Origin of the sequence: Streptomyces sp. NPDC048172, from assembly GCF_043202595.1 — a bacterium.
Classification (GTDB): Bacteria; Actinomycetota; Actinomycetes; order Streptomycetales; family Streptomycetaceae; genus Streptomyces.
The window spans coordinates 153051-178975 of the sequence record NZ_JBIDAT010000013.1 but is presented as its reverse complement, the minus strand read 5'-3'; the positions used below and the strand labels follow the sequence as shown (position 1 = coordinate 178975).

Here is a 25925-nt window from a genome sequence, read left to right as displayed (position 1 = left end):
CGTCGAGCCCTTCAGCGGCGTAGCTGACCCGCGATGGAGTCCGGAGGCAGGTCGACATCACACGTTGGCGCTCTTGTGCTGTCTGAGTCCGGTTGTCGGTTCCTGAAGAGACGGGTGCATCATGCGCGCATGGACGATACGTGGCGGGCGGCGGGGAGAGCGAGAAGCCATGGCGCTCGACCGTGGGCTTGTGATCGCGGGCTGGGAAGAGCTCGGCGACCTGACTTCCTGCGCATCGATCGCAGACCTTGGCGGGCTGCTTGAGGCGGTCTATCCCGACGAGTCTCCTGCGACCCTGACCAACTGGAAGCACCAATTGTGGCGCTTCCGAACGATGGACGTCGGGGACCTTGTCGTCATGCCTCGCAAGTTCCAGCAGATCGTCGCGATCGGGCGGCTCGCCGGCCCGTACGAATACCGGAGCGATCAGCCCGTGGGCTATCGGCATGTGCGGAAGACCGACTGGTTGGTGCGTGACGTGGACCGTGCGGCAATCAAGGGCGACCTGCGCGACAGCATGGGTGCCTTCCTGACCATCAGCGAACTCACACGCCGCGATGCCGCAGCCCGCATCACCGCTCTCGTCGAGCAAGGCCATGATCCCGGATACACCGGTGCTGTCGAGCCGCCGGCGGACCCTGCCGCCCTGGAAGCAGACATCGCCGAGGCCGGAACCCGGCAGCTCACCCCTCGCGACCTCATCGGATTGTGGGGGTGGTCCCGGCGCACGACCGGTGTCACTGCACTCGTCGATCAGGAGCTCGCCGCCCGGGGCCTCATCGTCGAACCCCACTTCAACTCTGTCCGTCTGGACGACCTTGTCACCGTCTCCGCGGTCACCGAGGGCTCCGATGATGCAGCGGAGTCGGTCAGCACAGACCCTGCGCCCATCGGCCACTCCTCCTCGGCGGTTGGTTCCCGGAAGCCGTCTCCCGTCCGGGACTTCGGCTGGCGGATCGGCACCTTGCCGTTCGCTCGCGATGTCACAACGATCACAGTGGACGATGATCTAGGTCTCGCCCATCTCCACATGGTTGAGTCCGACTTCTCCCAGCTCCCTGTTGTTGACCGCAACGGCCGCGTCCGAGGGGTTGTCACCTGGAAGTCCATCGCTCGCGCCAGACTGGCCGAGCGGGGTCGGACCGTCGCGGAGGTCGCCGACCACAACCCCCCAACCGCTCGTGAACACGAGGAACTCTTCTCCCGTATCCAGGACCTGCAGCAGCATGGCTTCCTTGTCATCATCGACGCAGATCACGTTGTCACGGGCGTGCTCACCGCCTCGGACATCGCGGACCAGCTCAAGCTCCGTGTCGAGCCCTTCACGCTCCTGGAGGAGGTGGAGCTCCGCCTGCGTCTCACGCTCAATCGCTTCGAGCGGGGAGACCTTCCTGCCCGCACCAGGAACATCCTGGAGAAGAAGGGGCAGGTCACGCTCGGCGAGTACCGGTATGTGTTCCAGGACTCGGACCTGTGGAAGCGGCTCCGTTGGCCTTTTGACCAGCAGACCTTCCTGAACCGCTTGGACGTCGTGAAGGTGTTCCGGGACAACGTCGCTCACTGGGACGTCGACGCGCCCGAGGCCGAGAGCGAAGCGGTCGAGGCCACCCGGCAGCTTCTCCGGCTGCTTCAGTTGGTGGTCTGAGAGGGGAAGGCAGAGGTCTCTGTCGAGGCCGAGGCGGCTGCGCGCGGTCGGCGGCGCGGCGGAGTCGGCGAGGCCGCAGGCGCGTCGAGGGCCCACAGGCTGGACGAGATGGCCAGGGGATATGGGAGCCTTCCGAGTTTAGATGCGTGCCAGTGGGGCGGGCGCGAAAACTCCCTGGGGTAAGGCAACTTCGAGCACGAGGAGAGATCATGTCCCGTACTGCTGTTCTGACCGCCCTGTCGCCAGCCGAGCCTGAGTGCCCGAGCTGGTGCGTTCGCGAGAGCGCCGCCGAGGCCACCGGCAGTCACGTCAGCACCCCTGTGGAGCTGCGTGCCCCGGACGGGGCCGACCCGGGGACCGACGGCCCGGTCCTGTCCGTACGTATCGGGCTCGGCCACGACGAGCAGGCCCGGGGTGACGCGCCCCGTATCTGGCTGTCCACCCCGGACGGCACCGCGCAGGTCGACAGCGCGGCGCTCGGCGAACTGTGCAGCGGCCTCGAACATTTCGCCCTGCGGCTGCGCGGCCTGCGGCACCGCTTCGACGCCGTGGTCCGGGGCGGCGTCCCCGAGTCGGTCAACCACTATCCCACGCCCGTACACGCGTTGGAGCTCGTCGCTCCGTGCCCGCCGTGGTGCCAGTACCGGGAGGAGGAGCCACACTCCCTGACGGGGCTGCTGCGGGACTACTTCCACGCGGCGCACGAGCAGGTCACCAAGCTGGAACTGCAACCCCTGACCAGGACCAAGGACGGGGTCGAGCCCGAGACGCTGGAGATCGGCATGAGCCACATGCCGTGCGCGCCGCTGCCGCAGATCGATCTGACCGTCGGCGGTCCGAAGGGCTGGCGCCATGTGGCGCTCACCTTCGCCGAGGCCGACGAACTCCGCGCACAGCTCAGCGATTTCCTCGCCCAGGGAGCCGAGTACGCGCCACCGCCCGGGACCGTCCCCACCTGCCAAGAGCTGGTGGACTACTGCGGCGCGAGGATCGTGGAGACCGACGACTCGGCCCCCGGCTTCTGCGGCTACGCCGTGGGCGACACACAACAAGGCGGGCCGGTCTGGGTGAGCCTTCCGTGCAACCTCACCCGGCTCGGACGCGAGGAGCGGATCGCGCATCTGCTCGCCGAAGTGCACGAGGTTCAGGAGGAACTGGTGGCGAAGGACGGAGGAGAATTCGTCCCAGTTGGTCGCCCACCCGGCGCGCCAACTCCGCTGGTCGTTGCGGCCGCCGCCTGAGCGCGGATCGCTGACCGATCAACAACGAAGCAGGAGTCGGCCCCTGGTGCGGGGCCGGCACCTGACCATCCGGAAGCACCAGAAGGGCCGTGCTCCAAGTCCCACGTGCCTGCGCTGGGTGGCGTGACCGCTGCGACACCGAGCAGCCCGCGTCACGGGAGCCGTAGCACCCCCGCCACCAGCGGCGGGACGTCGTGCGCATGGCTCGATACACCCCTCGGACACACTTTTCCCCCGCGTCGCTCGTTTCACGGGCACGCGGAACCGGCACCCGCCTCCGCCTCCCGGTCGGGCGCGGGTGTTCGTCGTTCCGGAGGACGCCTCGGGGAGCACGTGTGGTGTCGCTCGGGGCCGAGCCTCGTGTCCCGTCAGCCGATAGCGATCCTCTCCTTCTGCGGGGTGTCCGTGGTCAGGGTCCTGGCCCCCGGATCGAATGTCAGTGAGAGCCCAGTGCCCCGGAGCTGTTCCGCCGCGTCCGCGTGCGAGCGAGGTGGGCCTGCCGAGAGCATCAGGAGCAGGGCGGGCGGGTGCGGCAGGACGTGGTCCTCGCGGACGTACGCGTTGGTGGGATGGTTGGGCGCGGGTGGGGTGGCGCTGGAGTTGCCGTGCCTGCACCGGTAGGCGGGTCGGGTCCGGGCGAGGATCCACGCCGCCCACCCGCGTGGTGCACCCGCCGCGCCCATCGGTGATCGGCGAGAGCGCTACCGGCGCTGGACGCCATTTCATGTGGCGAGTCTGCGGTGACATATGAGGATGGCCGCGAGGGCGGAGAAGTCGCCGTTCCGGACTCTCGCGAGATCACACCGAACGGAATGGCTTCTCCGCTCGGAGCATGCCGGGCACCGGCCAGCCGCCGAATTCCACGCTCCTCGTCCTCACCGCGCGGAGCCCGCGCGAACAGTGACTTCGGCATGACACAACCCTCCTGTCATGCACGGCACGCTGCCCTTGGTCGGACCTGCTGGTCTGGTCAGGGGCTGAGCCGTGTCGTTTGAGAAGCGGGGCACCAGGCATGTGCCGCTGCCCCGGCCCGGCGTGCTCTGCGCTCCCGCTGCTCGTTGACGTCGGCGACCGGGGCCGCGAGCAGGAGGGACTGGGTGTACGGGTGGCTGGGGGCGCGGGTGAGGGGGTCGGCGTCGCCGGTCTCGACGATCTCGCCGCGGTGGATGACCGCGACACGGTGGCTCATGTGGCGGATCACGGACAGGTCGTGGGAGACGAAGAGGTAGGCCACCCCCGTGGTGTCCTGGATCTCCAGGAGGAGGTCCAGGACGGTCCGCTGGGTGGTCAGGTCGAGGGCGGAGACCGGCTCGTCGCACACCACGAGCCGGGGATCGAGGGCCAACGCCCGTGCGATGGCGACCCGTTGGCGTTGGCCGCCGGAGAACTCCCGCGGCAGCCGGTCGGCGGCGTCCGTCGGCAGGTGCACCCGTTCCAGCAGGACGCGCACCCGGTCACGGGCCACGCGTGTGCCGATGCCCTGGGTGACGAGCGGCTCGGCGAGGGTGTCGCCGATCGTGAGCGCGGGGTTGAGGGACGTGTAGGGGTCCTGGAAGATCACCTGCAGGTCGCGGCTGAGTTGCCTGCGGCGGGCCCGGTCGGCGGTGTCGATGCGTTCGCCGTCGAACGTGATGGTGCCGGAGGCCGGCGGGACGAGTCCGAGGATCGCCCGGCCGATCGTGGTCTTGCCGGAGCCCGACTCGCCGACGAGGCCGAGGGTCTCGCCGGGCCGGATGTCGAGGTCCACGCCCTTGAGGACTTCCGTGCGCGGGGCGCGCCAGCCCTTGCCGGGGAAGGAGACCCGTAGGTCACGGCAGGCGAGGAGGGGCGGTGCGGGCGCGGAGGTGCGGTCGGATGTCATGTGGCGTCGTTCCTCGTCTCGCGGGGCTGCCATGCCGGGCGTGCGGGAGTGTCGTCCATGACCGCGGAGAGCAGCGTACGGGTGTAGGGGTCGCTGGGGTCGGTGAGTACGTCGTGGGTGGCGCCGGTCTCCACGATGCGGCCGGTGTTCATCACGGCGACGCGGTCGCACAGGTCGGCGACGACTCCGAGGTTGTGGGTGACGAGCAGGACGCCGAGGTCGCGCTCCTCCTGGAGGCGGCGTAGCAGGTCGAGGATCTCGGCCTGGACGCGGACGTCGAGCGCGGTGGTGGGTTCGTCGGCGATGAGCAGCTTCGGGTCGCAGGACATGGCGCCGGCGATGAGGACGCGCTGGGCCATGCCTCCTGAGATCTCGTGGGGGTAGCGGCGCGTCACTTGCTCCGGGTCGGGGATCTCCACCCGCCTCAGCAGGTCGAGCGCCCGGCCGGCGGCCTCTTTGCGGGACAGTCCGAGGACGTGGCGCATGGGTTCGGTCAGTTGGCTGCCGATGGTGAAGGCCGGGTCGAGGTTGCTCATGGGTTCCTGCGGTACGTACGCGATCGTGGTGCCGCGCAGGGCACGGTGGGCGCGCTCGGGCAGTCCGGCCGCCTCGCGGCCGTCGATGAGGACGCTGCCGCGGCTGACGCGTCCGCCCTCGGGCAGGATGCCCAGAACGGAGAACGCCGTCTGGGTCTTGCCCGAGCCCGACTCCCCCACCAGGCCGACGATTTCTCCCGGCCGGACGTCGAGGTCGACGCGGTGCACGACTTCCTTCCCGGTGCCGTCGGGCTGGGTGTAGGAGACGGCGAGGTCGCGGACGGACAGCAGTGCGGCGCGGTCGTCGTCACCGTCGACGCTGGTGGACGGTGTCGGCGCGGCCGCTCGGCGGGGGCGGCGGAGGCGACGGGGGCGCGGCGTTTCGGAACCCGTGCGGTCCTCCAGCGCGTCGCGCAGGGCGCTCGCGAGGAGGACGAGGGCGCCGCTGGTGACGCCCAGGGCGATGCCGGGCCACAGCAGCAGGACCGGCTGGAGCTGGATGTTCTGGAACGCCTCGTTGAGCATGGCGCCCCAGGTGGGTGTGGAGCCGCTGCCCACGCCCAGGAACTCCAGACCGGCCTGCAGGCCGATGGCGATACCGCCGACGAGCGCGGTCTGGATGACCACGGGTCCGCGGACGACGATCAGGATGTGCCGGGCCACGATGCGCGCGTCGGAGAGGCCGGAGATGCGGGCGGCGTCGACGTACAGCTCGCCGCGGACGTGGGCGACGATGCCGCGGACGAGGCGGAAGAAGCTGGGGGCGACCAGGACACCGAGGACGATCATCAGGACCCACACGTTGGGGCCGAGGATGGCGCGCGAGGCGAGCAGCACGACCATGGCGGGCAGCGCCATGACCAGGTTGACGATCCAGGTGGCGACCGAGTCGAACCGGCCCGCGCGGTAGCCCGCGTACAGGCCGGCGGGGACTCCGAGGAGCAGGGCGATGCCCAGCGCGACGAGCGCTCCGCCGAGGGTGTTGCGGCCTCCGTACAGGATGCGGGCCAGGATGTCGCGCCCCGCGGAGTCCGTACCGAGCGGGTGTGCGGCGCTCGGGTCCGCGAGGGCGTCGCCGAGTGCCGCGGCGGTCGGGCCCTGGGGCGCGAGGAGCGGCGCCAGGAGGACCGCGGCGACGAGGAGCGCCAGCAGGGTCAGGGACACGGCCCCGAGCGGGTTGCGCAGGACGCGGTGGAAGAGTCCGCCGCGTCGGGTCGTCGTGGATCCGTCCGGCGCCTGGGTGGCCGATGGGTTCTCGCTCATTCCACGCGTGCCTTCGGGTTGAGCCAGCCGATCAGGAGGTCGACGGCGAGGTTGATCAGTACGACACCGGTGACGGTGAACATGACGAGCGCCATGATCACGGGGATGTCGCCGCGGGTGGTGTACGTGACGGTCATGCTGCCGATGCCGGGCAGGCCGAAGATCTGCTCGACGAGCACCGCCCCGCCGAGCAGGCCGACGAACTGCATGCCGAGCAGCGACAGGGCGGGCGCGGACGCGTTGCGCAGCACGTGCTTGAACACGATCCGGCCGCCGCCCAGGCCGCGGGCCCGCAGCGTACGTACGTAGTCCTGGCGCAGTACGTCGATGACGGCGCCGCGCACCTGCTGGGAGACGCCTGCCACCGATGCCACGGACAGTGAGAGCACCGGCAGCGCGATGGTGGACAGCCAGCCGCCGGGCGATTCGCCGAACGAGGTGTATCCGATGGCGGGGAACCAGTTGAGGCGGACCGCGAAGACCAGGACGAGGATCAGGGTCACCAGGAATCCCGGGAGCGCGTATCCGGCGACGGCGAGGACCTGGACGGCACGGTCGACGGCGCCGCGCCGCACTCCGGCCCACACGCCCAGCAGGAGGGAGACGACGGCCGTCACCAGCGTGACGCCGAGGACCAGGCTGATGGTGACGGGCATCCGGTTGGCCAGGGCCTGGGTGACGTCCTCGCTGGTGAACCAGGACGTACCGAAGTCTCCGCGCACGGCGTGCGTCAGCCAGTCCGTGTACTGGGCCAGGACGGAGCGGTCCAGGCCGAGCGAGGTGTTCTTGGCGTCGACCGCGGACTGTGCCGCGCCCTGGCCGAGGAGTTGGCGCCCGACGTCGATGGTCGGGATGGAGAGCAGGAGGTAGGAGAGGAAGGAGATGACGAGCAGGAGGACGACTCCCGCCGCGATTCTTCGGGCGATGAAGGTCAGCATGGTCTCGGTGTCCAGGTCCGGCGGCCGGTGGGCCGGAACGTGCCGCGCGGGGCCGCTCGTACGCGCGGGGCGCGGATCCGGCAGGCGGCGGGGCGGGGGAGGACCGCCGTCGGGGGCGGTGGGTGCGAGCGACGCTACCCCCGTTCTTAACCAGGCGGTAGGTTTCTTGCGCATTTTTTTGACCACTTGGTAGGTTCGGCGTCTCCATGGGCGTCCTCGACACTGTGCGACCGGCCCGAATTCCCTTTTGAGGAGGCTCGGTTGAGTCGGCAGCACGCAACCAAGGGCGAGCGGACCCGCGCCCGCATCCTGGATGCCGCGAGTGAGCTGTTCGCCCTCTCCGGGTTCAACGCGGTGTCGCTGCGCGAGATCGCCGCGCACGCCGGCATGACCCACGCGGGGCTGCTCCACCACTACCCGGGGAAGGAGGCTCTGCTCCTGGAGGTGCTGGCGCGCCGGGACCGTGAGGACGCCGCCCACCTGTTCCCGGGAATGCTCCAGCCCGGCGAGGCGGTGCCCCCGGCCGTACAGCTGCGGCGCATCGTGGATCTGGCGGAGCGCAACAGCCGCACGCCGGGGCTCGTGGGCCTGTACACGCTGGTGGCGGCGGAGGCCGCCACCCCCGGCCACCCGGCGCACGACTACTTCGTCGCCCGCTACCGGGTGCTGCGCCGCGAGATCGCCGCACTGCTGCGCACCGTGTTCGCCGAGGCCGCGCCACCCGTGACAGCCGATCCGGATGTCGTGGCACAGCAGTTGCTCGCCCTCATGGACGGGCTGCAGACGCAGTGGGCCCTGGAGCCCGACGCGGTGCCGATGCGCAGGCGCGTGGTCGACTTCCTCGCCGCCCACGGCCTGCGCCTCGACATCGAGGACGGCCCCGTCACGGGGTGAGGGCGGCCCGTACCTCGGCAGCCGCGCTCTCATGGCCGGCCGCGTTCGGGTGGAAGCCCGCGGCGGCCTCGGTGGTCGCGGGCTCGATCCACCTGGTTCCCTCCGGCTTGCAGGCGTCATGCCCCAGAGAGGGACCGTAGAGGTCGACGTAGGTGGCGTCGTAGACGTTGGCCTGCTGCGCGAGCATGGAGTTGAGCTGCTCCTCCTTCTCCCCGAACCAGGCGAAGTCACCGGTGGCGAAGGGGATGAGGTCCCGGCAGACGGTGCCGTCGCCGGGGACGATCGCGGGGTAGCCGACGAGCAGCACTCTGGCCCGGGGCGAGCGCGCATGGATCTCCTTGAGGACCGCTTCGACCTTGGGAGCGGTGGCGTTGATGCGGCTGCCGATGCCGTCCGACCCGAGGAGCGTGTAGCTCGCCTTGCAGGGGGCACCGCCGGGGTCGAGACCGGCGACCAGGACGCACCGGGCGATGACGCCGGTCAGGCCGAGGTCGTTGCCGCCGATGCCGAGCGTGACCAGCGTGGTGTCGGGCCGCAGGGCGTCCAGTTGGGGCGGGGCCGAATCCTGCCGCTCCGCCATGTGCCGGGTCTCCGCACCCGCGCAGGTCACGTCGGTGAACGAGGCGGCGCCCAGCGCCTGGGCCACCAGGGACGGGTAGTTGCGGTTCGAGCGGCCACAGTTGACATCCGCTTCGTCGGGGATGCCGGGGCCGGAGCTGTAGGAGTCCCCCAGGGCCACGTAGCGCACGGGCCCCTTCCCGGCGCGCGCCTGGGCCGGGGGCGCGAGCGCGGCGGCGAGCACCATGGCGAGGGCTCCGGCCAGCGCCGCCCGCGTAGCGACAGGACGCCGCCGCGTGGACCGGGCGGGTGAGTGATGCACCGTCATTGCCGTACCCCTATCTCCAGGGACCGAGAGCGGCGCGGCACCCGTCGGCCGCGCATCGCGAAAACCGTAGAGTGTCTGGTTTCTAGTCGTCAACGCATCGGCGGAGAATCCGCAACCGCCGACCCCCTGGCCACGCGCCACGACCCTTGACGGCCAAAACCGATCACTCTACGGTTTTGGAACACTGACCCACACCGACCAGGACAGGGCGCGATGACCGAAGAGCACACCGACGACTTGGCCCTCTCCACGCAGCAGAAGGCGTCACTGACCAGCGGCGACGGCGACTTCGTCACCGCTCGGGCACCCGGCGTCCCGGCCGTGCGCATGTCCGACGGCCCGCACGGGCTGCGGCTGCCCAAGGAGGCCGGGGACGGAGGGCAGACCGATCTGCGCAGCGCGGCCCCCGCCACCTGTTTCCCGCCCGCGGTGGCGCTGGGCAGCAGCTGGGACCCCGCACTCGCCGAGCGCGTGGCGAGTGCTTTGGCCGCCGAGGCGCGGGCGTTCGGCGTGCACGTCGTGCTCGGTCCGGGCATCAACGTCAAGCGGTCGCCGCTGTGCGGCCGCAACTTCGAGTACTTCTCCGAAGACCCCTTCCTCAGCGCCGAGCTGGGCGGCGCCATGGTGCGCGGGCTCCAGCGGGCGGGGGTCGGCGCGGCCCTCAAGCACTACGCGGCGAACAACCAGGAGACCGACCGTATGCGGGTCAGCGCCGACATCGACGAACGGGCGCTGCGCGAGATCTATCTGCGCGCCTTCGAGCGGATCGTGCGGCGGGAGCGGCCGTGGTCGGTGATGGCCTCGTACAACGGGGTGAACGGTGTGCCGCTGTCCGAGAACGAGCGGCTGCTCACCTCGGTCCTGCGCGACGAGTGGGGTTTCGACGGTGTGGTGATGTCGGACTGGGGAGCCGTACGCGACCGGGTGGCGGCGCTGCGCGCCGGGCTCGACCTGCAGATGCCCGGCACCGGCGGCCGTACCGACCGCGAGGTCGTCGCCGCCCTGGAGAGCGGCACGCTGTCCACGGACATCCTCGACAGGGCCGTCGGGCGGCTGACGCGTTTCGCCCGCCGGGCCACGGCGGCGGACGCCCGCCCCGCCCCTGCGGCCGACACGACACTGTTCGGCACCCACCACGAACTCGCGCGCGAGGCGGCCGAACGGTCCATCGTCCTCCTCAAGAACGAGCGCGGACTGCTGCCGCTGGACCGCGCGACCGGCGCCATCGCCGTGATCGGCGAACTCGCCCGCACACCACGGTTCCAGGGCGGGGGCAGTTCCCAGGTCACCCCCACCCGCCTGGAGATCCCCCTCGACGAGATCCGGCGGCACGCGACGGGCGCCACCGTGCGCTTCGCTCCCGGGTACGCCCTGCCGGACGGCCCCGAAGCGGAGGTGTCCGCCGAACAGCTGGCGGATGACGCCGCGCGCCTCGCCGCCGGGAGCGACACGGTCGTACTGTTCCTCGGGCTCCCGGCGCGGGACGAGTCAGAGGGGTTCGACCGTGACCACATCGACCTTCCCGCAGCCCAACTCGCCCTCCTCGACCGCGTCGTCGCCGCCCGGCGCGACGTCGTGGTGGTGCTGTCCAACGGGGGCGCGGTCCGCACGGCACCCTGGCACGAACGGGTTCCCGCCCTGCTGGAGGGCTGGCTCCTCGGACAGGCCGGAGGAAGCGCGCTGGCCCGCGTCCTGTTCGGCGAGACCGCCCCGGGCGGCAGGCTCACCGAAACGCTCCCGGTCCGCCTGGAGGACGTACCGTCCCACCTCTCCTTCCCCGGCGAGGAGGGCCATGTCCGGTACGGCGAAGGAGTGTTCGTCGGATACCGGGGCTACGACGCGCGCCGCACCCCGGTCGCCTTCCCCTTCGGGCACGGCCTGACCTACACCACGTTCCACTACGACGATCTCGCGGTGACCTGGTCGGACGGCCGTACAGCCCTGCGCGTGTCCGTCACGGTCACCAACACGGGTACCCGTACGGGCCGCGAGGTCGTCCAGGTGTACGCGCACGGCCCGGACGCCTCGCTCGTCGCGCGGCCCGTACGCGAACTGCGGGGGTTCACCTGCGTCGACCTCGCCCCGGGCGAGCAGCGCACCGTGACGATCGTCGTCGAGCGCGCCGACCTGGCCTGCTACAGCGTGCGCGAGGAGGGCTGGCGGGTCGAGGGCGGCACCTACCGCGTCGACGTCGGCGCCTCGTCCCGGGACATCCGGCTGTCCGAGGCCGTCGAGGTGGACGGGGACCCATCGGCCCTGCCGCTGGACGGGCGCAACTCGCTCGCCGAGTGGCTCGCCCACCCCGTGGGCGGGCCGCTGCTGAAGGAGGCGTTCGCACGCGGGCGCGGCACGACGGGCGGTGGCGCTCTCGACGATCCGGCGATGCGGAGGTTCCTGGCGGGCATGCCGCTCGACGTCATCTCCGAGTTCCCGCAGAGCCCGGTGACCTCCCAGGACGTGCGGGACCTCTCGGCGCGGGCGGCCGAGTGAGACATGACGGCCGGTGAGGACGGCGCACCGGCACAGCGGGGGCCGGGGAGCGATGCGCATCGCTCCCCGGCCCCCGTCTCGTTCAGGTACCGGATTCGACCGGGGCGAGCAGAGCCAGGGCATCGTCCACGGGCTGCTGCATGTCGACGGTCCGGTCCACCAGCCACTGGAGCTGGATGCCGTCGACCACCGCGATGAGCAGGGCGGCCAGCCGCTCGGGCGGGATGTCCTGGCGCACCGCCCCCTCGTCCATCCGGTGCCGGAGGAAGGCCGCGACCCTCTCCCGCATCACCGGGTACCGGTCCGCGAAGTGGGAGTGCGCCGGGTGCCCGGGATCGCTGGCCGCGGCGGCCATGGAGACGAACAGCTCCACGAGACCCGGCGTGTTCGCTCCTTCGCGGATGATCTCCCGGTAGCTCTCGGGACTGGTCCGCTGCTCGTGCCGCAGCCCGGCGGTCTCGTCCCGCATCCGCAGGACCTGCGTGAGCAGGTCCTCCTTGGAGTCGAAGTAGTGCATCAGGCCGGGCAGGCTGAGGTTGCACTTCGCCGCCACCTTGCGCAGGGAGGTGCCGCGGTAGCCCTCCGCGGCGAAGATCTCCAGGGCTGCCTGGAGGATCTCCTTGCGCTTGGCCTCGCCCTTTTCGTACGGGCCCCGTTTCGCCATGCGCGCCACCCTAACGTGCGGCCGTGCCCACGGTCCGGGCCGGAGCCGACGGCCCGGGGATACGGCCGCTGCGGGCCAGCGCTCCGAGCCAGCGCGCCGACGGCTTGGGCGTGCGCGCGAACGTCGCGCGGTCCACGCCGATGAGCCCGAACGTGGGCCGGTAGCTCCCCCACTCGTAGTTGTCGAGCGCGCTCCAGTGGAAGTAGCCGCGCACATCCACCCCCTGCTCCATCACCCGGGCGAGCCCGGACAGCGCCTGCCGCGTGTAGGCGATGCGCCGGGCGTCGTCGCCGGTGGCGATGCCGTTCTCCGTGACGATGACCGGGACCCGGGGCCCGACGATCCCGCTCGTGTGCAGGACGGCCTCGGCCAGGGCCTCGGGGTAGACCTCCCAGCCCGTGAGCGTGGTCTCCGCGCCCTCGGGCACCGGCAACGGGCCGTCCGCACCGATCCGGTGGCGGGTGTACGCCTGGACGCCGATCCAGTCGTCGTCGCGGGCCGCTTCCAGGAAGACGTCCTCGCGCGGACGGGCGCAAGCGGCGGCGATCTCCTCGGCGCCGGGCTCCGCCTGGTACACCTGGTTGGCGACCGTCCAGCCCGCCCGCAGCCCGGCGTCCCCGAGGATCGCCGCCGACCGGCGGTGCGCCTCGATCAGCACATCCGTCACCCGCGCGTCGGGCTCCACGGTCGCCGCGTCGAACGCCGCTCCGCCGTCCTGCCGCCCGGAGTCCATGGCCGACCGGCCGCGTTCGGCGGCGAGGCGCCGCAGCGTGTACATGAGCGCCATCATGTTCGGCTCGTTGATGGTCGCCACATGGCCGCCGTCCGTCCCCACGGCCTCCAGCGCCGTACGGGTGTAGGCCGCGAAGAGGTCCGGCGCGTCGGGCTCGCGCCAGCCACCACGCTCGCTGAACCAGCGTGGGGACGAGAAGTGATGCAGCGTCACCACGGGGGTCAGACCGCGCTCGACCGCACCGCGGACCATGGCCCGGTAGTGCGCCAGGGCCGCCTGGGAGATCCGGCCGGGCTCCGGCTCGACGCGGGCCCACTCGATGCCGAACCGGTAGGCGTTGAAGCCGAGTTCACTGAGCAGGTCCATGTCCTCGGGCCAGCGGTGGAAGCTGTCGGCCGCGTCTCCGCTCGGCTCCTCGACGATCCCCTCCGGACCGTGCTCCAGCGCCCACATGTCGCTGGCGACGTTGTTCCCCTCGACCTGATGGGCGGCGGTCGAGGCTCCCATCAAGAAGCCGTCGGGCAGGGCGAGTTCGGGGCCGGTCGGGGGCGTCATGCGCGTGCTCCTCTCGTGGGGGTCCGTACAGGTGTCGACCCCACACAAAAAACGTTCATTGATCGGTTTTCGTGTTAGCGTACACACGGCGCCGGTCGGGGCGGAAGAGGCGGCCGGGGGCCGCCGACCCGGGACGGCGCCAGGCCAGGGGCATTCGCGACGCCGCACCTGACACGCCGGCCCGGATGCCCCTGGCACGGCCGGACCAGGGAGGACCCTCTTGAACGCCGTCATCCCGGCACCCGCTTCCAGCACCGCCCACCCCGAGCACACGCTGTCCGCGTCCGGCCCCTGGCACATCCGTGCCGACCCCCCGCTCCAGGCGGTGGCGGACACCCTGCGCGAACTGCTGACCCCTCACCTGGGCCATCGGCTCGCCCCGGCCGACACCCTCCTGAGCGGCCCCGCGGACGGCCCCGTGCTGCGCCTGACACACGACGACGCACCCATCGCCCCCCGGACGACGATCGGCCTCGCGCCGACGGGCTCCGCCCCGCCACCGGACGAGTCGTACGAACTCACGGTGCACGACGGGGGCATCACCTGCCGCGCCCGCACCGCCGTGGGCGCGTTCCGGGCAGCGACCACCGCCGCGCAGCTCCTGCTGACCACGCCGCGGGACGGGGCTCTCCCCCACCGGACGGCGCGTGACGCCCCGCGCTTCGCCTGGCGCGGCCTGATGCTCGACCCGGCCCGCACCTTCCTCACCTGTCACGAGGTGCGTCGCCTGATCGACGTGGCCGCGCTGTACAAGCTCAACGTGGTGCATCTGCACCTCACCGACAACGAGGGGTGGCGCCTGGAGATCCCTTCGCTGCCGTCGCTCACCGCGGGGCCGGACGCCCCGTCGCGCGACTTCTACAGCGTCGCGGAGTTCAAGGATCTCCAGGAGTACGCCCGTCGGCGCCACGTCACCCTGGTCCCGGAGATCGACCTGCCGGGGCACTGCGCCGCACTGCGCCGGGCTCTCCCCGAGCTGCCGGACGCTCCCGCGCCGCCCCACCTCGCGGGCCGCTTCCCCTTCGTTCCGCCACTGGACCTCACCGACCCGGCCACGCACACGGCGGTCTCGGCCGTGCTCGCCGACGTGTGCGCGCTCACCGACGGCCCCTACGTGCACATCGGCGCCGACGAGGCGCTCGGCGCGACCGGGGAGAGCTTCGCCGCCTCCGTACGCGCGCTGCGCGACCTGGTGCGGCAGTTCGGCAAGTCCCCGGTGGCCTGGCAGGAGGCGTCGCGGGCCGGGGTCGCCGCGGGCGACGTCCTCCAGCACTGGGTGGACGTGGAGATGATGGACCTACCGGACACCGCAGAAGAGCTCGCGGAGCGCCCCGAACTCGTGGCCGCGGGATTCGGCGTCGAGCTCATCGCGGCGATGAAGCGCTTCTTCGCACCGTCGGACGACGACGTGGCACGCGCCCTCGCCGACGGCGGCCACGTCCTGCTGTCCCCCCAGTCGCACCTCTACCTCGACCGGGCCTACGAGGCCGGAGTCACCCCTGACGACTGCCCGCCCCGCATGGCCGGCCTGGGCTTCCCCTCCTACCGCCCGCGCGGAGTGCGCCACGCCGCCGAGTGGGAGCCACTCGGACACGGCGTTCCCGAGGACCGGATCGCGGGCGTCGAGGCGACGCTGTTCGCCGAACGGCTCGGCGGATTCGACGACGTGAGCGCGCTGCTCCTGCCCCGCCTGCCGTCCGTCGCCGAGGCCGCCTGGTGCGGGCGGGCACCGGACTGGGACGAGTACCGGCAGCGGCTGGCCCACCACGCGCACTGGTGGCGCGAGCGGCGCCTGCCGCACTTCCCCGCCACCGACGTTCCCTGGCGGTGAGCACGCCGCGACGAGGGGCCCGGCACGCGGGCCCCTCGTCGCCGTACGGACCGGGAACGGTCAGGAGGCGGGCGAGTAGTTGTAGAGGGACGGGACGGCCATGCCGGACTGCGGAACCACCTTGACCTGGTCGGTGGACACCAGCGTGTACGTCATCCGGTACAGGGGCGCGAACCAGCCCTGCTCGACGAGGTGCCGGTTCAGCGCACGAGAGGCGGAGGCGGCCTGCTTCCCCGACCCGGCCTGCATCTGCGCCAGCAGCTTCTTCCCCGTCCGGTCATGGGTGCCGAACATGTTGAACGTTCCGGGCACGACGAGTTCCTGGGCGGTGACCCAGTCGACCGGGGACTGCCCGATGTTCATCACCATCGCCGAGTAGGCACGGTCCCGGTAGACCTTCTGGACGGCGGCGCCGCCGTCGAGCTGGTCCCACTTCACCGTGATCCCCACGGCCTTGAGGTCGGTCGCGATCGACGACGCCAGGGCATCGCTGACGACCGCGGAGATCCGGGGCAGCTTGAGCGTGAACCCCTTCGCGTAACCCGCCTCCGCCATGAGCTTCCTGGCCTTCGCCGGGTCGTGCGGGTAGTGCGAGTCCAGGGCCTTGTCGTACGCCTTGGTCTCCGTGCCGAAGACCTGGTCGGTGACCTCTCCTCGGCCCTGGCGGATCTTGTCGAGCATGGTCTCGCGGTCCAGGGCATGGTTGATCGCCTGGCGCACCTTGACCTCCCGCAGGGCGGGGGTCCGCTTGCCGTCGCGGTCGAAGAGCAGCAGCCCCTGGAAGTCGAAGGCGAAGTCCGTCCTCTTCAGCCGCTTGTCGGAGGCGAGCGCCTTCTGCTGGTTGGCGTCCTGGAGGATGGCGCTGTCGATCTGCCCGGTCTTGAGTCCGTTGACGATGGCGGTCTCGTTGTCGAAGACGCTGATCCTCAGCGTCTTGTACGGGAGTGCCTTGCCCCAGTAGTCCTTCTTCCGCTCGAAGACGTACTTGCTCCCGACCGCCGTCCCGGCCTTGTCGAGGGTGTACGGCCCCGTGCCTTCCGGGACGGTCTTCAGGGAGCCGTCCTTGAGCTTGGCCGGACTGGCCATCAGCCCGGCGGCGTCGCTCAGATGGAACAGCAGGGCCGGTTCGGGAGCCGACAGCTCCAGCTCGACGTGGAAGGCGTCGACGACCTTCACGCTCTTGAGCGCGTTCAGATACTTCGCGGCGCCGCCGCCTCCGCCCTTGAAGTGCTTGAGGTTGGCCTTGACCGCCTCGGCGTCGAATGGCGTCCCGTCGGCGAACTTCACGCCTTTGCGCAGCGTCAGGGAGAGCCGCGTGCGCTTCTCGTCGTAGGACCACTTGGTGGCGAGCATGGGCTTCAGGGTGCCGTCGGGCGCCCGCTTGATCAGCGTGTCGTACACCGCCTGGAAGTACGGCAGGGCACCGCCGATCGCGTCGGCCGGATCCAGACTCTGGGCGCTGGTCATGGTGGCGATGTCCAGCTCGGACCCGCCGTTCGCCGAAGACCCGCTTCCGCCGCCGCATCCCGCGAGGACCAGTGCCGCCGCGGCGACGCCGGTCACCGACGCCCCGAGCCGAGTGGCATACCTGTTCATGTTTTCTCCGTCTGGAGGGCCGGAACGCAAGGCGCCGGCTGGACACTGAGGGCCGCGTCACGCAGCGGAGACCGGGCGACGCCGCCCCTCGACAGCGAAAACCGTAATGTGTTCGGTTTCTGGGCGTCAATGCATCGCACGCCATGCGCGTGCGGCTCGGGCGACACGGACCGGGCGCCCGTTGATCTCAAAAACCATGCAGCTTATGGTTTTGGTGGTCATGTACGGGGCGGCAGAGAGGCAGGTCGATGAGGCAATCGGCGATCGAGGGGCTGGCGGACATCCGGGAAGACCTGGTCGCCCTCTACCAGGATCTGCACCGCCATCCGGAACTCTCCCTCCAGGAGACCAGGACGGCCGGGCTTCTCGCCCAGCGGCTGCGGGACGCCGGCTTCGACGAGGTCGCGGAGCAGGTCGGCACCACCGGCGTCGTCGGCGTGCTGCGCAACGGCGACGGCCCCGTGGTCATGCTCCGCGCCGACTTCGACGCGCTGCCCGTCGAGGAGAAGACGGGATTGCCGTACGCGAGCACGGTCCGCGCCGTGGACCACGAGGGCCGCGAGGTCCCCGTGATGCACGCGTGCGGTCACGACATGCATGCCACCTGCCTCGTCGGGGCGGCGACACTGCTCTCCCAGGCGCGCGAGACATGGTCGGGGACGCTGCTGGTCGTCTTCCAGCCCGCGGAGGAACTCGGCGTCGGCGCACAGGGGATGATCGACGACGGCCTCTTCGAGCAGTTCCCCGAACCGTGCGTCGTACTGGGCCAGCACGTGGCGCCGCTGCCCGCGGGCTTCATCGGATACGGCACGGGGCCGGTCATGGCGGCCGGCGACTCCCTCGACGTCACCCTGCACGGCCGGGGCGGCCACGGCTCCCGCCCCGAGGCGGCCGTCGACCCGGTGGTGACGGCCGCACACGTCGTCACCCGGCTCCAGGGCATCGTCGCCCGCGAGGTCCCGCCGTCGGAGACCGCGGTGGTCACCGTCGGCCGCCTCCAGGCCGGGGTCAAGAGCAACATCATTCCCGACCAGGCCGAACTCGGGATCAACATCCGCACCTACACCCCACAGGTCCGCAATCTGATCCACGCAGCCGTCGAACGCGTCGTCCACGCGGAAGCGACGGCTGGCGCCACCGTCCGCGAACCCGAACTGCGGTGGTACGGGCAGACCCCCGCACTCGTCAACCAGCCCGAAGCAACCGAGACCACGATGGCCGCCTTCTCCGCGCACTTCGACGAGCAGCGGATCCTGAGGATGCCGCCGGTCAACGCCAGCGAGGACGTCGGCGTGTTCGGCGAGGCGCTCGGTGCCCCGACGGTCTTCTGGTTCTGGGGCGGCCTGTCCCCCGAACCGACACTCGCAGCGATCGAGGAAGGCCGCGCGGACGAGCTCCCGAGCAACCACTCCCCGTTCTTCGCCCCGGTCGTCGAGCCCACGCTCGACACCGGCGTGGAGGCGCTGGTGGTCGCAGCGCGCACCTGGCTCCACCGGGAGAGCTGAAGCACTCCGGCCACCGCCGGGCCTCACGCACTCCCTGCGGCGGCCTCGTCCGAGATCAGACCACCTCGTCCAACTCGTCCAACTCGGCCTGCATCCGCGCCGCTTCGACGTCGCGGGCGCAGCGGGGAGAGTTGGAGCGAAGGAGCCCGGAACCAGAAGCCCTTCAAACCGGTCCGTCTGCGTCCTGTCGGAGGTGGCCGCCGGTAGCGTGTGGGCATGGCCATGACGGGGAAGCGACGGGTCCTGTACCGGCAGGGCACCGGATTCTGGCGGATGACGGCGAAGTGGGCTCTGGTCTTCGGGGTCCTGTACCTGCTGGACGGCGGACTGATCCGGTCATGGGGCGACGCATTGGTCTGGCCGGTGATCGGGATCGTGCTGTGGGTGCCGTTCGGGATCGGCGTCGTGTGGTACCCGAAGAAGGATCAGCGTGTCGAGCTGACGGCGCGTGAACTGCGGGTGCGGCGCAAGCGGCTGCCGATGGAGAAGGTGAACCTGCTGCACGTGGCTCGGCTGTGGCTGGAGGGGCGGTCAACCTTGGACACCCGGCCGGTTCAGGAGTGGGCACGTGTCGAGCGGGTGGTGTGGGTGCCGCTGCTCGACGGCCAGGCGTTCGGCGTGGAGTTCCGCGACCCGGCGGCGTTCGCCAAGGTCTTCGGCGCCTTCGCGGTCGAGGCGTGCGGCGGGCCCGACATCGTCCGCGCGAGGGCCGCGGCGGAGACCTACCCGGAACCGCGCCCGCCGCGGCCCCGCCCCGCCGGCAACGACGACCCAGGCTCCTGGCTGGACCTCATGGACCCCTTCGGGTGACGAGTAGACGGCACTCGGCCGGTCCGACGGGTCCGCCAGGTCCGGCGACGTGCTCAGCTGGTCCTCCCGGGCGGGTCGTCACTCCTCGGTCGGTACGCGCGCCACGCGCCGGTCGACGGAGCCTGGTCGACGGGGCAGGGCAGATCCCTTCTGACGGGTCAGGCATCGTCGTCGGGGATGGCGAGGCCATTGCGCCAGGCGAAGGCGGCCGCCTGTGTGCGGTCGCGGAGTCCGAGCTTGCTCAGGGTGCTGCTGACGTGGCCCTTCACCGTCTTCTCGCTCAGGAACAGCCGCCGCGCGATGGCCGCGTTCGGCAGTCCGGCCGCCACCAGTCCCAGCACCTCCAGCTCACGGTCGGTGAGCTGGTCGAGCAGCTTGGTGGTCCGGTCGCGTCCGCCGCCGAGTTCGCGGACCACCCGGCGCGCCACGCGCGGGTGGAGCACGGCGTCGCCCTCCGCCGTCCGGCGGATCGCGTCAGCGAGGGCTTCGGAGCCGATGTCCTTGAGCACGTACGACATCGCACCGGCGCGCAGCGCGGGGAAGATGCTCGCGTCGTCGTCGAAGGAGGTCAGGATGACGACGCGGGTCCCGGCGTCCCCGCGGACGATGGCGCGGGTCGCCTCGACTCCCGACATGCCGTCCATGGCCAGGTCCACGAGGGCGACGTCGGGCCGCACACGTTCCACGAGAGCGACGCCCTCCGCGCCGTTCGCCGCCTCGCCGACCACGTCGATGTCGGACTGGGTGGAGAGGAACGCCGCGACGCCCCGGCGCACCACGTGGTGGTCGTCGATCAGGATCACCGAGATGGGATCGCGGTCTGTCTCAGTCATGGTGCTCCTCCAGCACGACGTTCACGGTCGTTCCCTGCCCCGGCGCGCTGCGGACCGTGAATCTGCCGCCGAGGCGGCGGACCCGGTCGCGCATGGACTCCAGTCCGACGCCCCCGACGCCCCCAACGCCCCCAACGCCCCCAACGACCTGGGCGGGCCGGAACCCGTCGCCGTCGTCGACGATCCGCAGCCGGACCGCCGACGGCTCGTAGTCGAGCGTCACGTCGACCCGTTCGGCGCCGCTGTGCCGTGCCGCGTTCGCCAGTGCCTCCTGGGCGACCCGGAGCACCGTCTCCTCGGTGGCCGGGGCCGCGGGCCGCTCTCCGTCGACGCGCACCCTGACCCGCATGCCGCTGCGTCGCTCCCAGTCCCGAGCGTGCTTGCGAAGAGTCTCGGGAAGGCCGTGCTCGGCGAGGTCGAGGGGACGCAGCGCCTGGATCACCAGGTTGAGCTCCGCCGCCGCCTGCCGCGAGGACGTCTCCGCCTCGTCGAGCGCGGCACGCGCCGCGGCCGGGTCGCCGTCGAGCATCGCCCGCGCGGCGCCGAGCTGCATCGTGGTGGCGAACACCTGCTGCTTCACGCTGTCGTGCAGGTCATGAGCGAGACGGTGGCGTTCCTCAGCGACCGCGAGCTCCTCGATGCGGGCCTGTGCGGCGCGCAGCCGGTCCAGGGCCACCTCGCTGTCCGCCTTCGCCCGTGCCATCTCCCGCAAAGCGTGTCCCAGCACCCCGCAGAGCGGGAAGACGCCGAGGGCGAAGACCATGCCGAACATGCCGTTCGTGGCCTGGTGCCACAGCAGGCTCGCGACGGTCACCAGCCAGAAGCCGAAGGTCCAGGCGGCGGCCTCCCGTGGACCGAACAGCAGCCCGACGTGCACGCTGAGCACGTACAGCAGGAATCCGAAGGTCTCGTAGTCGGCGGAGTGCAGGACGCTGAGGGCCGCGACCAGCCCGGTCTGGCAGCCGAGGATCAGCCTCCACTGCCGGTCCGGACGGGACCGGGACCAGCTCGCGGCGTGCAGTGCCGCGAAGCCCAGGCACAGCGCGATCGCCAGACCGCGCTGCGCCCAGTCGTGGATTCCGAGCACGCCGAGGGTGCCCATGACCACGAGCACGCTGTACGTGGTCACGTCGACCGGCAGCGTGGCGGAGGGTGCGACGGAAGGTGAACGGTCGGGCATCAGAGCCGGAGCCGTGGTGAGTTCGCGGTGGCCGGTCGACGTGCGCCGTCCTCTCGTCGCCGGGTGAGGCGTCGGGACGTTCCCAGGAGGGTGAGCACGCACAGCAGCCCGACGCAGGCCCATCCGAACGCGTCGCCCACCCGGGCGTAGACGGAGCGTCGTCCCTCCGTCGGCACCTCGGCCACCATGGTCTGCTGGCCGGTGCTGAACCAGTTCGAGCTCGCGAGCTGTCGGCCCTGCGGATCGAAGGTGGCGGCCAGTCCGTGCGCGTCCTGCCGCACGACCGAGTAGCCGTACTCGATGGCGCGCAGCCGGGCCTTCTCGGTGTGCAGACGGTCGAAGCCGCGCCAGTCCGAGGCGGGGACCAGAACGGTGTCGGCGTTGACGGCGGCCTCCGGGAAGTCGAGGTCGAAGCAGATCAGACCGGCGATGGTTCCGTACTGGGTGCTGATCGAGGGCACATCGTCCGTGCCCGGATCGATCTGCTCCATCCCGGGAACCGGCCGTGACTTGTCGTACTCCCAGAGCAGGTTCCCCTCGGGACCGATCATACTGATGATGTTGCGCCCATGCGGTGCCGCGTCGGTGAGGACGGCCACCGCGACCAGTACGTGCACCCGCTGCCGCTCGGCGATCTTCCCCACCCGCTTGTAGAGCGACGGCAGATCCTCCTCGACCACCCAGGCGGCGGCCTCGGACCACAGCACGAACTTCGCGCCCGCCGCCGCCTCCCGTCCGGTGCTGCTGGTCAGGTCGTCGAGGACCGGATCCATGGCGCGCCGGACCACGGCCGGGTTTCCCCGCGCGGCGGACTCGGCGTCGGGCAGGGCGTCGGCGGCGTCCGCGAGCGACTTGGACGGCGTGACACCGGCCACCCGCACCGTGGGCGCGTCCACGGGGGCGGTCGAGAGGACGACGCCCCCGTAGGCGAGGACCGTCACGAGTACGGCGCCGAAGGCGATGGCCGGTGCGAGGCGGCGGCGCGGGCGCCGCCACGCCTCGTCGGCCACGGGAGCGAGCCACGCGACCAGGAAGCTCACGCCGTACAGGCCGGTCACCGACATGATCTGGAGCAGCGGCAGGACCTCGTGCTGCGACGAGGCCAGCATGCCGAACACGATGCCGAACGGCGAGATCAGCACGACGACCAGTTCCACCGCCACGCGCGCGGACGGGAACACCAGCGTGGCCAGCACCGGGTGACGCGCGCGCAGCGGGACCGCGAGCGCGCGGTCCACCAGGAAGGGCACGATCAACAGCAGGTTGAGCAGCGCGCAACCCACCATCGCGTCGACCGGGGGCCCGTCGACCGGGAGCTGGATGCCGAGTATCCAGACGGCGCCCGCGACGGCGTGAGCGAGGGTGAGACCCAACAGGGCCCAGCCGATGCGGGCCCGCCGGGTGAACCGCAGCAGGAACACCGGGAAGAGCCAGGCGGCGACGGCCACCGAGGGGTTGCCGTGCTGCCCGGCGAGCAGCAGGACACCGCCGAGTGCCCACCAGAGCAGGAGCGTCGCGCTCCGGTGCCGGGTTCGAGGCGCGTGGCCGTCATCGTCGGAAGGGGCAGGAGGGCTCACCGGCGGGGTGCTCACCGGCGGCGGGCTCTCCGGCGGCGGTCCGGGGGCGGCCAGTGGGCCGGGGTCGAGGGGCGCGGACATGGAGTGCCTCCAGAGCAGGAACAAGGTCCCGGCAAAGGTAGGAAGGCGCCCCTTCCGCCACATCGGTCCACGGAACCGGTCCTGACGGGTCTCGGGTCGGGTCCCTCGGTTCGGATCTCTCGGTTCGGGTCTCTCCATTAAGAACGTTCATGACCGCACATGAGCGCATACGCCGAAGGCCCGCCTTCGCGTCAGGCCGGGCTGGTCACCGTCCGCTGGTCACCGTCCTCGCCGACACCGTCCGCCGCTCGCCGCGCGGTCCGAGGAGAGTACGGGCCGGGGCCCGCGGGCTCACCGTTCCAGCACGGCCATGGCCGCGTTGTGGCCGGGGATCCCGCTCACGCCTCCGCCTCTCGGCGCTCCCGCACCACACAGCAGCACGTTCCGGTGGGCCGTTCCGACTCCCCAACGGCCGGTGCCGTCCCCCTCGTTCGCGAAGGGGAAGACCAGCGGCCGGTGGAAGATGTTGCCGCCGGGAAGCCGCAGCGCGTGCTCCAGGTCGAGCGGGGTCTTGGCCTCGATGCACGGCCGCCCGTCCCCGTCGCGCGCGAGGCAGTCCTCGATCGGCTCGTCCAGCACCTCGTCGAGTTGCGCGAGGGTGGCCCTGAGCAGGGCCTCCCGCTGCGCGTCGTTCTCCTCCGCGAACAGCCGCGCGGGGGCGTGGAGCCCGAACACGGTCAGCGTCTGACAGCCCCGGGCCGCCAGTTCGGGGGCGAGGATCGAGGGGTCGGTCAGCGAGTGGCAGTAGATCTCCGAGGGCGGCGACGACGGCAGGGCGCCCCCGGCGGCCTGCCGGTGGGCCCGGGCCAGCTGCTCGTAGCCCTCGGCGACGTGGAACGTTCCGGAGAACGCCTCGCGCGGGTCGACCGAGGCGTCACGCAGCCGCGGCAGTCGGCTCAGCAGCATGTTGACCTTGAGCTGCGCACCCTCGGCGCGCTCGGCCGGGGGCTCGTCGCCGACGAGTTCCGCGAGCGCCTGCGGGGAGGCGTTCACCAGGACGTCGCGGGCGGCGACGGTGCCCTCCTCCCCCGTACGCGCGCGCCAGGTCACTTCCGCGTGGGGATCGTCGGGGTCGATGCGCAGGACCTCGTGGCCGGTGGCGATGTCGGCTCCCGCCGCCCGCGCCGCGTCGGCCAGCGCGTCGGTGAGGGCGCCCATGCCGCCGACAGGGACGTCCCAGTCGCCCGTGCCCCCGCCGATCACGTGGTAGAGGAAGCAGGCGTTCTGCGCGAGAGAGGCGTCGTGGGCGTCGCTGAAGGTGCCGATGAGGGCGTCCGTGAGGACGACCCCTCGTACGAGATCGTCGCGGAAGCGCTCCTCGACGGCGACGCCCAGCGGCTCCTCGAAGAGCATGCGCCACGCGCCCTCGTCACCGATGCGCGCACGCAGCGCCTCACGGGTGGGCAACGGCTCGGTGAGCGTGGGGAAGACGCGCTCGGCGACACGTCCCGTCATGGCGTAGAAGTCCCGCCACGCCTCGTACTCGGAGTCCGACCCGGTGAGGGCCCGGAACGAGGCCCTGGTCCGCTCCTCCCCGCCTCCGACAAGCAGCCCCGTGGCGCGGCCGTCGCGCACGGTGGGGGTGTAGGAGGACACGGAGCGCTTCCTGACGCGGAAGCGCAGCCCGAGATCGTCGACGATCTTCGACGGCAGCAGCGAGACGAGGTACGAGTAGCGGGACAGCCGCGCGTCCACCCCGGCGAAGGTCCGCGTGGACACGGCGGCACCGCCCGTACCGTCGAGACGTTCGAGAACGAGCACGGAGCGGCCCGCCCGCGCGAGATACGCGGCCGCGACAAGACCGTTGTGACCGCCGCCGACGATGACGGCGTCATAGACGTCCCGGGGGAATTCCGCCGACCCGCCCACGCGCGGGGCACGGCGGCGGGCCCCTGCGCGCGGCCCGGCCCGCGGCCTGGCCCGCTCCGGGGGGACCTCGGCCGACGGCGGAGTGAGGAACTCACGGCTTTCTTCACGGTTGTCCACCCCCCGACGGTACGTCCCGTACCCGGCGCGCAGGGGGAGATCGGATCGTCGACGCCGGCTGTCACGGTCGCTCGACATCACGCTGCCCGAGATCGACGGCAGCCACGCTCGGCGAGCACCGCGGCAGCGCGTACGGAGTGGAGGTCTTCCTCGTTCCCTGGGACGCCTACACCCTGCTCGGGATCGCCCGCACGAACTGGGCGGGCGCTTCCTCGACCCGGCCGATGTGCTGGGGCGGCATGAGGCTATAGCCTGCCTGCCGCCTTCATGAAGACCCCGAGGTCGGAAGCTCTCAGGCGGCCCTTCGGTCCACTGCGGTGTTCCCCGGGGAGTCGGGATCCGTGCGGGGCGCCTCCCACTCATCGTCTCCCGGGAGGGCGGCGATCCGGGGACCCGTTGGCCTTGTTCCCGATGGGTGGTTCTCTACAAGGACATGCCGCAGTACAGACGTCGCTGCGGCCCGGCGTCGCGGGCGAGTTCGCCGAGGCGTTCCAGGAAGTCGGCCAAGAGCTGTGGGTCCTGCCCGCCACCGTCCTCCGTGTGGGTCCACGCGGTGGCGGCTTCCAGCTGGCGCTCCGGGGTGGCCGCCGCAAGGGCGTCACGGAGTGCGTCCGTGAGCGAGAAGAGCCAGGGCCCTTCGTGCGCCGGGGCGTTGAGCAGTTGGCAGAAGCGGGGGTCGGCTTCCACTTGCTCCTCGGGCACTCCTGTCAGGTGGGCTTCGACGGTTCCGAGGAGCAGGTGGGGGTCTGCCCCTTTGAGGCCGAGTGTGCCGAACGGGTCGTCCATGCTGTCGTTTTCGAACAGCGCAAGGGCCTGGCTG

19 protein-coding genes are annotated in these 25925 nt (G+C 71.3%); 7 read left to right on the top strand and 12 right to left on the bottom strand.

The window, feature by feature from the left end:
• The first annotated feature begins 169 nt into the window (after positions 1 to 169).
• Positions 170 to 1645, top strand: a complete 1476-nt coding sequence (locus ACGF3A_RS40330) for a CBS domain-containing protein (RefSeq protein ID WP_393735567.1) — start codon at positions 170 to 172, stop codon at positions 1643 to 1645.
• A 209-nt stretch (positions 1646 to 1854) separates the two neighbouring features.
• Entirely contained in the window at positions 1855 to 2886 is a 1032-nt protein-coding gene (locus ACGF3A_RS40325) for a DUF6907 domain-containing protein (protein ID WP_393735565.1), read from the top strand.
• A 970-nt stretch (positions 2887 to 3856) separates the two neighbouring features.
• Here ACGF3A_RS40325 and ACGF3A_RS40320 read toward each other — a convergent pair.
• Genes ACGF3A_RS40320 through ACGF3A_RS40310 form a run of 3 tightly spaced genes read right to left on the bottom strand, consistent with a single transcriptional unit; the run spans position 3857 to position 7484 of the window.
• Positions 3857 to 4747, bottom strand: a complete 891-nt coding sequence (locus tag ACGF3A_RS40320; RefSeq protein WP_393735563.1) for an ATP-binding cassette domain-containing protein — start codon at positions 4745 to 4747, stop codon at positions 3857 to 3859.
• Positions 4744 to 6546 (bottom strand): dipeptide/oligopeptide/nickel ABC transporter permease/ATP-binding protein, encoded by a 1803-nt coding sequence (locus ACGF3A_RS40315; RefSeq protein WP_393735561.1) that lies wholly within the window; start codon positions 6544 to 6546, stop codon positions 4744 to 4746. The genes ACGF3A_RS40320 and ACGF3A_RS40315 overlap by 4 nt, the downstream gene beginning before the upstream one ends.
• Entirely contained in the window at positions 6543 to 7484 is a 942-nt protein-coding gene (locus ACGF3A_RS40310) for an ABC transporter permease (protein WP_393735559.1), read from the bottom strand. Before ACGF3A_RS40310 ends, ACGF3A_RS40315 begins: the two co-directional genes overlap by 4 nt.
• A gap of 261 nt (positions 7485 to 7745) precedes the next feature.
• Between ACGF3A_RS40310 and ACGF3A_RS40305 the strand changes: the two genes are divergently transcribed.
• Positions 7746 to 8378, top strand: a complete 633-nt coding sequence (locus ACGF3A_RS40305; protein ID WP_393735557.1) for a TetR/AcrR family transcriptional regulator — start codon at positions 7746 to 7748, stop codon at positions 8376 to 8378.
• Here the strand turns inward: ACGF3A_RS40305 and ACGF3A_RS40300 are convergent.
• Positions 8368 to 9264, bottom strand: a complete 897-nt coding sequence (locus ACGF3A_RS40300; RefSeq protein WP_393735555.1) for an SGNH/GDSL hydrolase family protein — start codon at positions 9262 to 9264, stop codon at positions 8368 to 8370. The genes ACGF3A_RS40305 and ACGF3A_RS40300 overlap by 11 nt on opposite strands.
• Positions 9265 to 9477: 213 nt before the next feature.
• Here ACGF3A_RS40300 and ACGF3A_RS40295 point away from each other — a divergent pair, with 213 nt between their 5' ends.
• Positions 9478 to 11754 carry a glycoside hydrolase family 3 C-terminal domain-containing protein gene (locus ACGF3A_RS40295; RefSeq protein ID WP_393735553.1) on the top strand — a complete coding sequence of 759 codons (2277 nt, stop codon included), beginning with the start codon at positions 9478 to 9480 and terminating at the stop codon, positions 11752 to 11754.
• 82 nt (positions 11755 to 11836) lie between these two features.
• Here ACGF3A_RS40295 and ACGF3A_RS40290 read toward each other — a convergent pair whose 3' ends face one another.
• Together ACGF3A_RS40290 and ACGF3A_RS40285 are read right to left on the bottom strand one after the other, a co-directional pair.
• The gene (locus ACGF3A_RS40290) at positions 11837 to 12418 is read right to left on the bottom strand and encodes a TetR/AcrR family transcriptional regulator (RefSeq protein ID WP_393735551.1); all 582 of its coding nucleotides are present in this window, start codon (positions 12416 to 12418) and stop codon (positions 11837 to 11839) included.
• 10 nt (positions 12419 to 12428) lie between these two features.
• On the bottom strand, positions 12429 to 13706 hold the full coding sequence (locus ACGF3A_RS40285; protein ID WP_393735549.1) for a glycoside hydrolase family 1 protein: 1278 nt from the start codon (positions 13704 to 13706) through the stop codon (positions 12429 to 12431).
• Positions 13707 to 13926: 220 nt separating this feature from the next.
• Between ACGF3A_RS40285 and ACGF3A_RS40280 the strand changes: the two genes are divergently transcribed.
• Positions 13927 to 15537, top strand: a complete 1611-nt coding sequence (locus tag ACGF3A_RS40280) for a family 20 glycosylhydrolase (RefSeq protein WP_393735547.1) — start codon at positions 13927 to 13929, stop codon at positions 15535 to 15537.
• A gap of 60 nt (positions 15538 to 15597) precedes the next feature.
• On the opposite strand, the gene ACGF3A_RS40275 is transcribed toward ACGF3A_RS40280, so the two are convergent.
• Positions 15598 to 17133 carry an ABC transporter substrate-binding protein gene (locus ACGF3A_RS40275; RefSeq protein ID WP_393735545.1) on the bottom strand — a complete coding sequence of 512 codons (1536 nt, stop codon included), beginning with the start codon at positions 17131 to 17133 and terminating at the stop codon, positions 15598 to 15600.
• Between the two features lie 248 nt (positions 17134 to 17381).
• Here ACGF3A_RS40275 and ACGF3A_RS40270 point away from each other — a divergent pair, with 248 nt between their 5' ends.
• Together ACGF3A_RS40270 and ACGF3A_RS40265 are read left to right on the top strand one after the other, a co-directional pair.
• Positions 17382 to 18638 (top strand): amidohydrolase, encoded by a 1257-nt coding sequence (locus tag ACGF3A_RS40270; protein WP_393735543.1) that lies wholly within the window; start codon positions 17382 to 17384, stop codon positions 18636 to 18638.
• A 216-nt stretch (positions 18639 to 18854) separates the two neighbouring features.
• Positions 18855 to 19448 carry a hypothetical protein gene (locus ACGF3A_RS40265; RefSeq protein ID WP_393735541.1) on the top strand — a complete coding sequence of 198 codons (594 nt, stop codon included), beginning with the start codon at positions 18855 to 18857 and terminating at the stop codon, positions 19446 to 19448.
• 158 nt (positions 19449 to 19606) lie between these two features.
• Here the strand turns inward: ACGF3A_RS40265 and ACGF3A_RS40260 are convergent, their stop codons facing one another.
• The 5 genes from ACGF3A_RS40260 to ACGF3A_RS40240 form a co-directional block, all read right to left on the bottom strand.
• On the bottom strand, positions 19607 to 20281 hold the full coding sequence (locus ACGF3A_RS40260) for a response regulator (RefSeq protein WP_393735539.1): 675 nt from the start codon (positions 20279 to 20281) through the stop codon (positions 19607 to 19609).
• Positions 20274 to 21410: a sensor histidine kinase gene (locus tag ACGF3A_RS40255; RefSeq protein ID WP_393735537.1), complete on the bottom strand. Its 1137-nt coding sequence runs from the start codon at positions 21408 to 21410 to the stop codon at positions 20274 to 20276. The genes ACGF3A_RS40260 and ACGF3A_RS40255 overlap by 8 nt, the downstream gene beginning before the upstream one ends.
• A gap of 50 nt (positions 21411 to 21460) precedes the next feature.
• Entirely contained in the window at positions 21461 to 23119 is a 1659-nt protein-coding gene (locus ACGF3A_RS40250; protein ID WP_393735535.1) for a nitrilase-related carbon-nitrogen hydrolase, read from the bottom strand.
• A 291-nt stretch (positions 23120 to 23410) separates the two neighbouring features.
• Positions 23411 to 24988, bottom strand: a complete 1578-nt coding sequence (locus ACGF3A_RS40245; RefSeq protein WP_393735671.1) for a phytoene desaturase family protein — start codon at positions 24986 to 24988, stop codon at positions 23411 to 23413.
• Positions 24989 to 25528: 540 nt separating this feature from the next.
• Positions 25529 to 25891, bottom strand: a complete 363-nt coding sequence (locus ACGF3A_RS40240) for a hypothetical protein (RefSeq protein WP_393735532.1) — start codon at positions 25889 to 25891, stop codon at positions 25529 to 25531.
• Between the last annotated feature and the right edge of the window lie 34 nt (positions 25892 to 25925).

What these genes read in the sequence shown, in the direction of transcription:
- ACGF3A_RS40330 (WP_393735567.1), top strand. Translation starts at nt 170, where the DNA reads ATGGCGCTCGACCGTGGGCTTGTGATCGCGGGCTGGGAAGAGCTCGGC.
- ACGF3A_RS40325 (WP_393735565.1), top strand. Translation starts at nt 1,855, where the DNA reads ATGTCCCGTACTGCTGTTCTGACCGCCCTGTCGCCAGCCGAGCCTGAG.
- ACGF3A_RS40320 (WP_393735563.1), bottom strand. Translation starts at nt 4,747, where the DNA reads ATGACATCCGACCGCACCTCCGCGCCCGCACCGCCCCTCCTCGCCTGC.
- ACGF3A_RS40315 (WP_393735561.1), bottom strand. Translation starts at nt 6,546, where the DNA reads ATGAGCGAGAACCCATCGGCCACCCAGGCGCCGGACGGATCCACGACG.
- ACGF3A_RS40310 (WP_393735559.1), bottom strand. Translation starts at nt 7,484, where the DNA reads ATGCTGACCTTCATCGCCCGAAGAATCGCGGCGGGAGTCGTCCTCCTG.
- ACGF3A_RS40300 (WP_393735555.1), bottom strand. Translation starts at nt 9,264, where the DNA reads ATGACGGTGCATCACTCACCCGCCCGGTCCACGCGGCGGCGTCCTGTC.
- ACGF3A_RS40295 (WP_393735553.1), top strand. Translation starts at nt 9,478, where the DNA reads ATGACCGAAGAGCACACCGACGACTTGGCCCTCTCCACGCAGCAGAAG.
- ACGF3A_RS40290 (WP_393735551.1), bottom strand. Translation starts at nt 12,418, where the DNA reads ATGGCGAAACGGGGCCCGTACGAAAAGGGCGAGGCCAAGCGCAAGGAG.
- ACGF3A_RS40285 (WP_393735549.1), bottom strand. Translation starts at nt 13,706, where the DNA reads ATGACGCCCCCGACCGGCCCCGAACTCGCCCTGCCCGACGGCTTCTTG.
- ACGF3A_RS40275 (WP_393735545.1), bottom strand. Translation starts at nt 17,133, where the DNA reads ATGAACAGGTATGCCACTCGGCTCGGGGCGTCGGTGACCGGCGTCGCC.
- ACGF3A_RS40270 (WP_393735543.1), top strand. Translation starts at nt 17,382, where the DNA reads ATGAGGCAATCGGCGATCGAGGGGCTGGCGGACATCCGGGAAGACCTG.
- ACGF3A_RS40265 (WP_393735541.1), top strand. Translation starts at nt 18,855, where the DNA reads ATGGCCATGACGGGGAAGCGACGGGTCCTGTACCGGCAGGGCACCGGA.
- ACGF3A_RS40260 (WP_393735539.1), bottom strand. Translation starts at nt 20,281, where the DNA reads ATGACTGAGACAGACCGCGATCCCATCTCGGTGATCCTGATCGACGAC.
- ACGF3A_RS40250 (WP_393735535.1), bottom strand. Translation starts at nt 23,119, where the DNA reads ATGTCCGCGCCCCTCGACCCCGGCCCACTGGCCGCCCCCGGACCGCCG.
- ACGF3A_RS40240 (WP_393735532.1), bottom strand. Translation starts at nt 25,891, where the DNA reads ATGGACGACCCGTTCGGCACACTCGGCCTCAAAGGGGCAGACCCCCAC.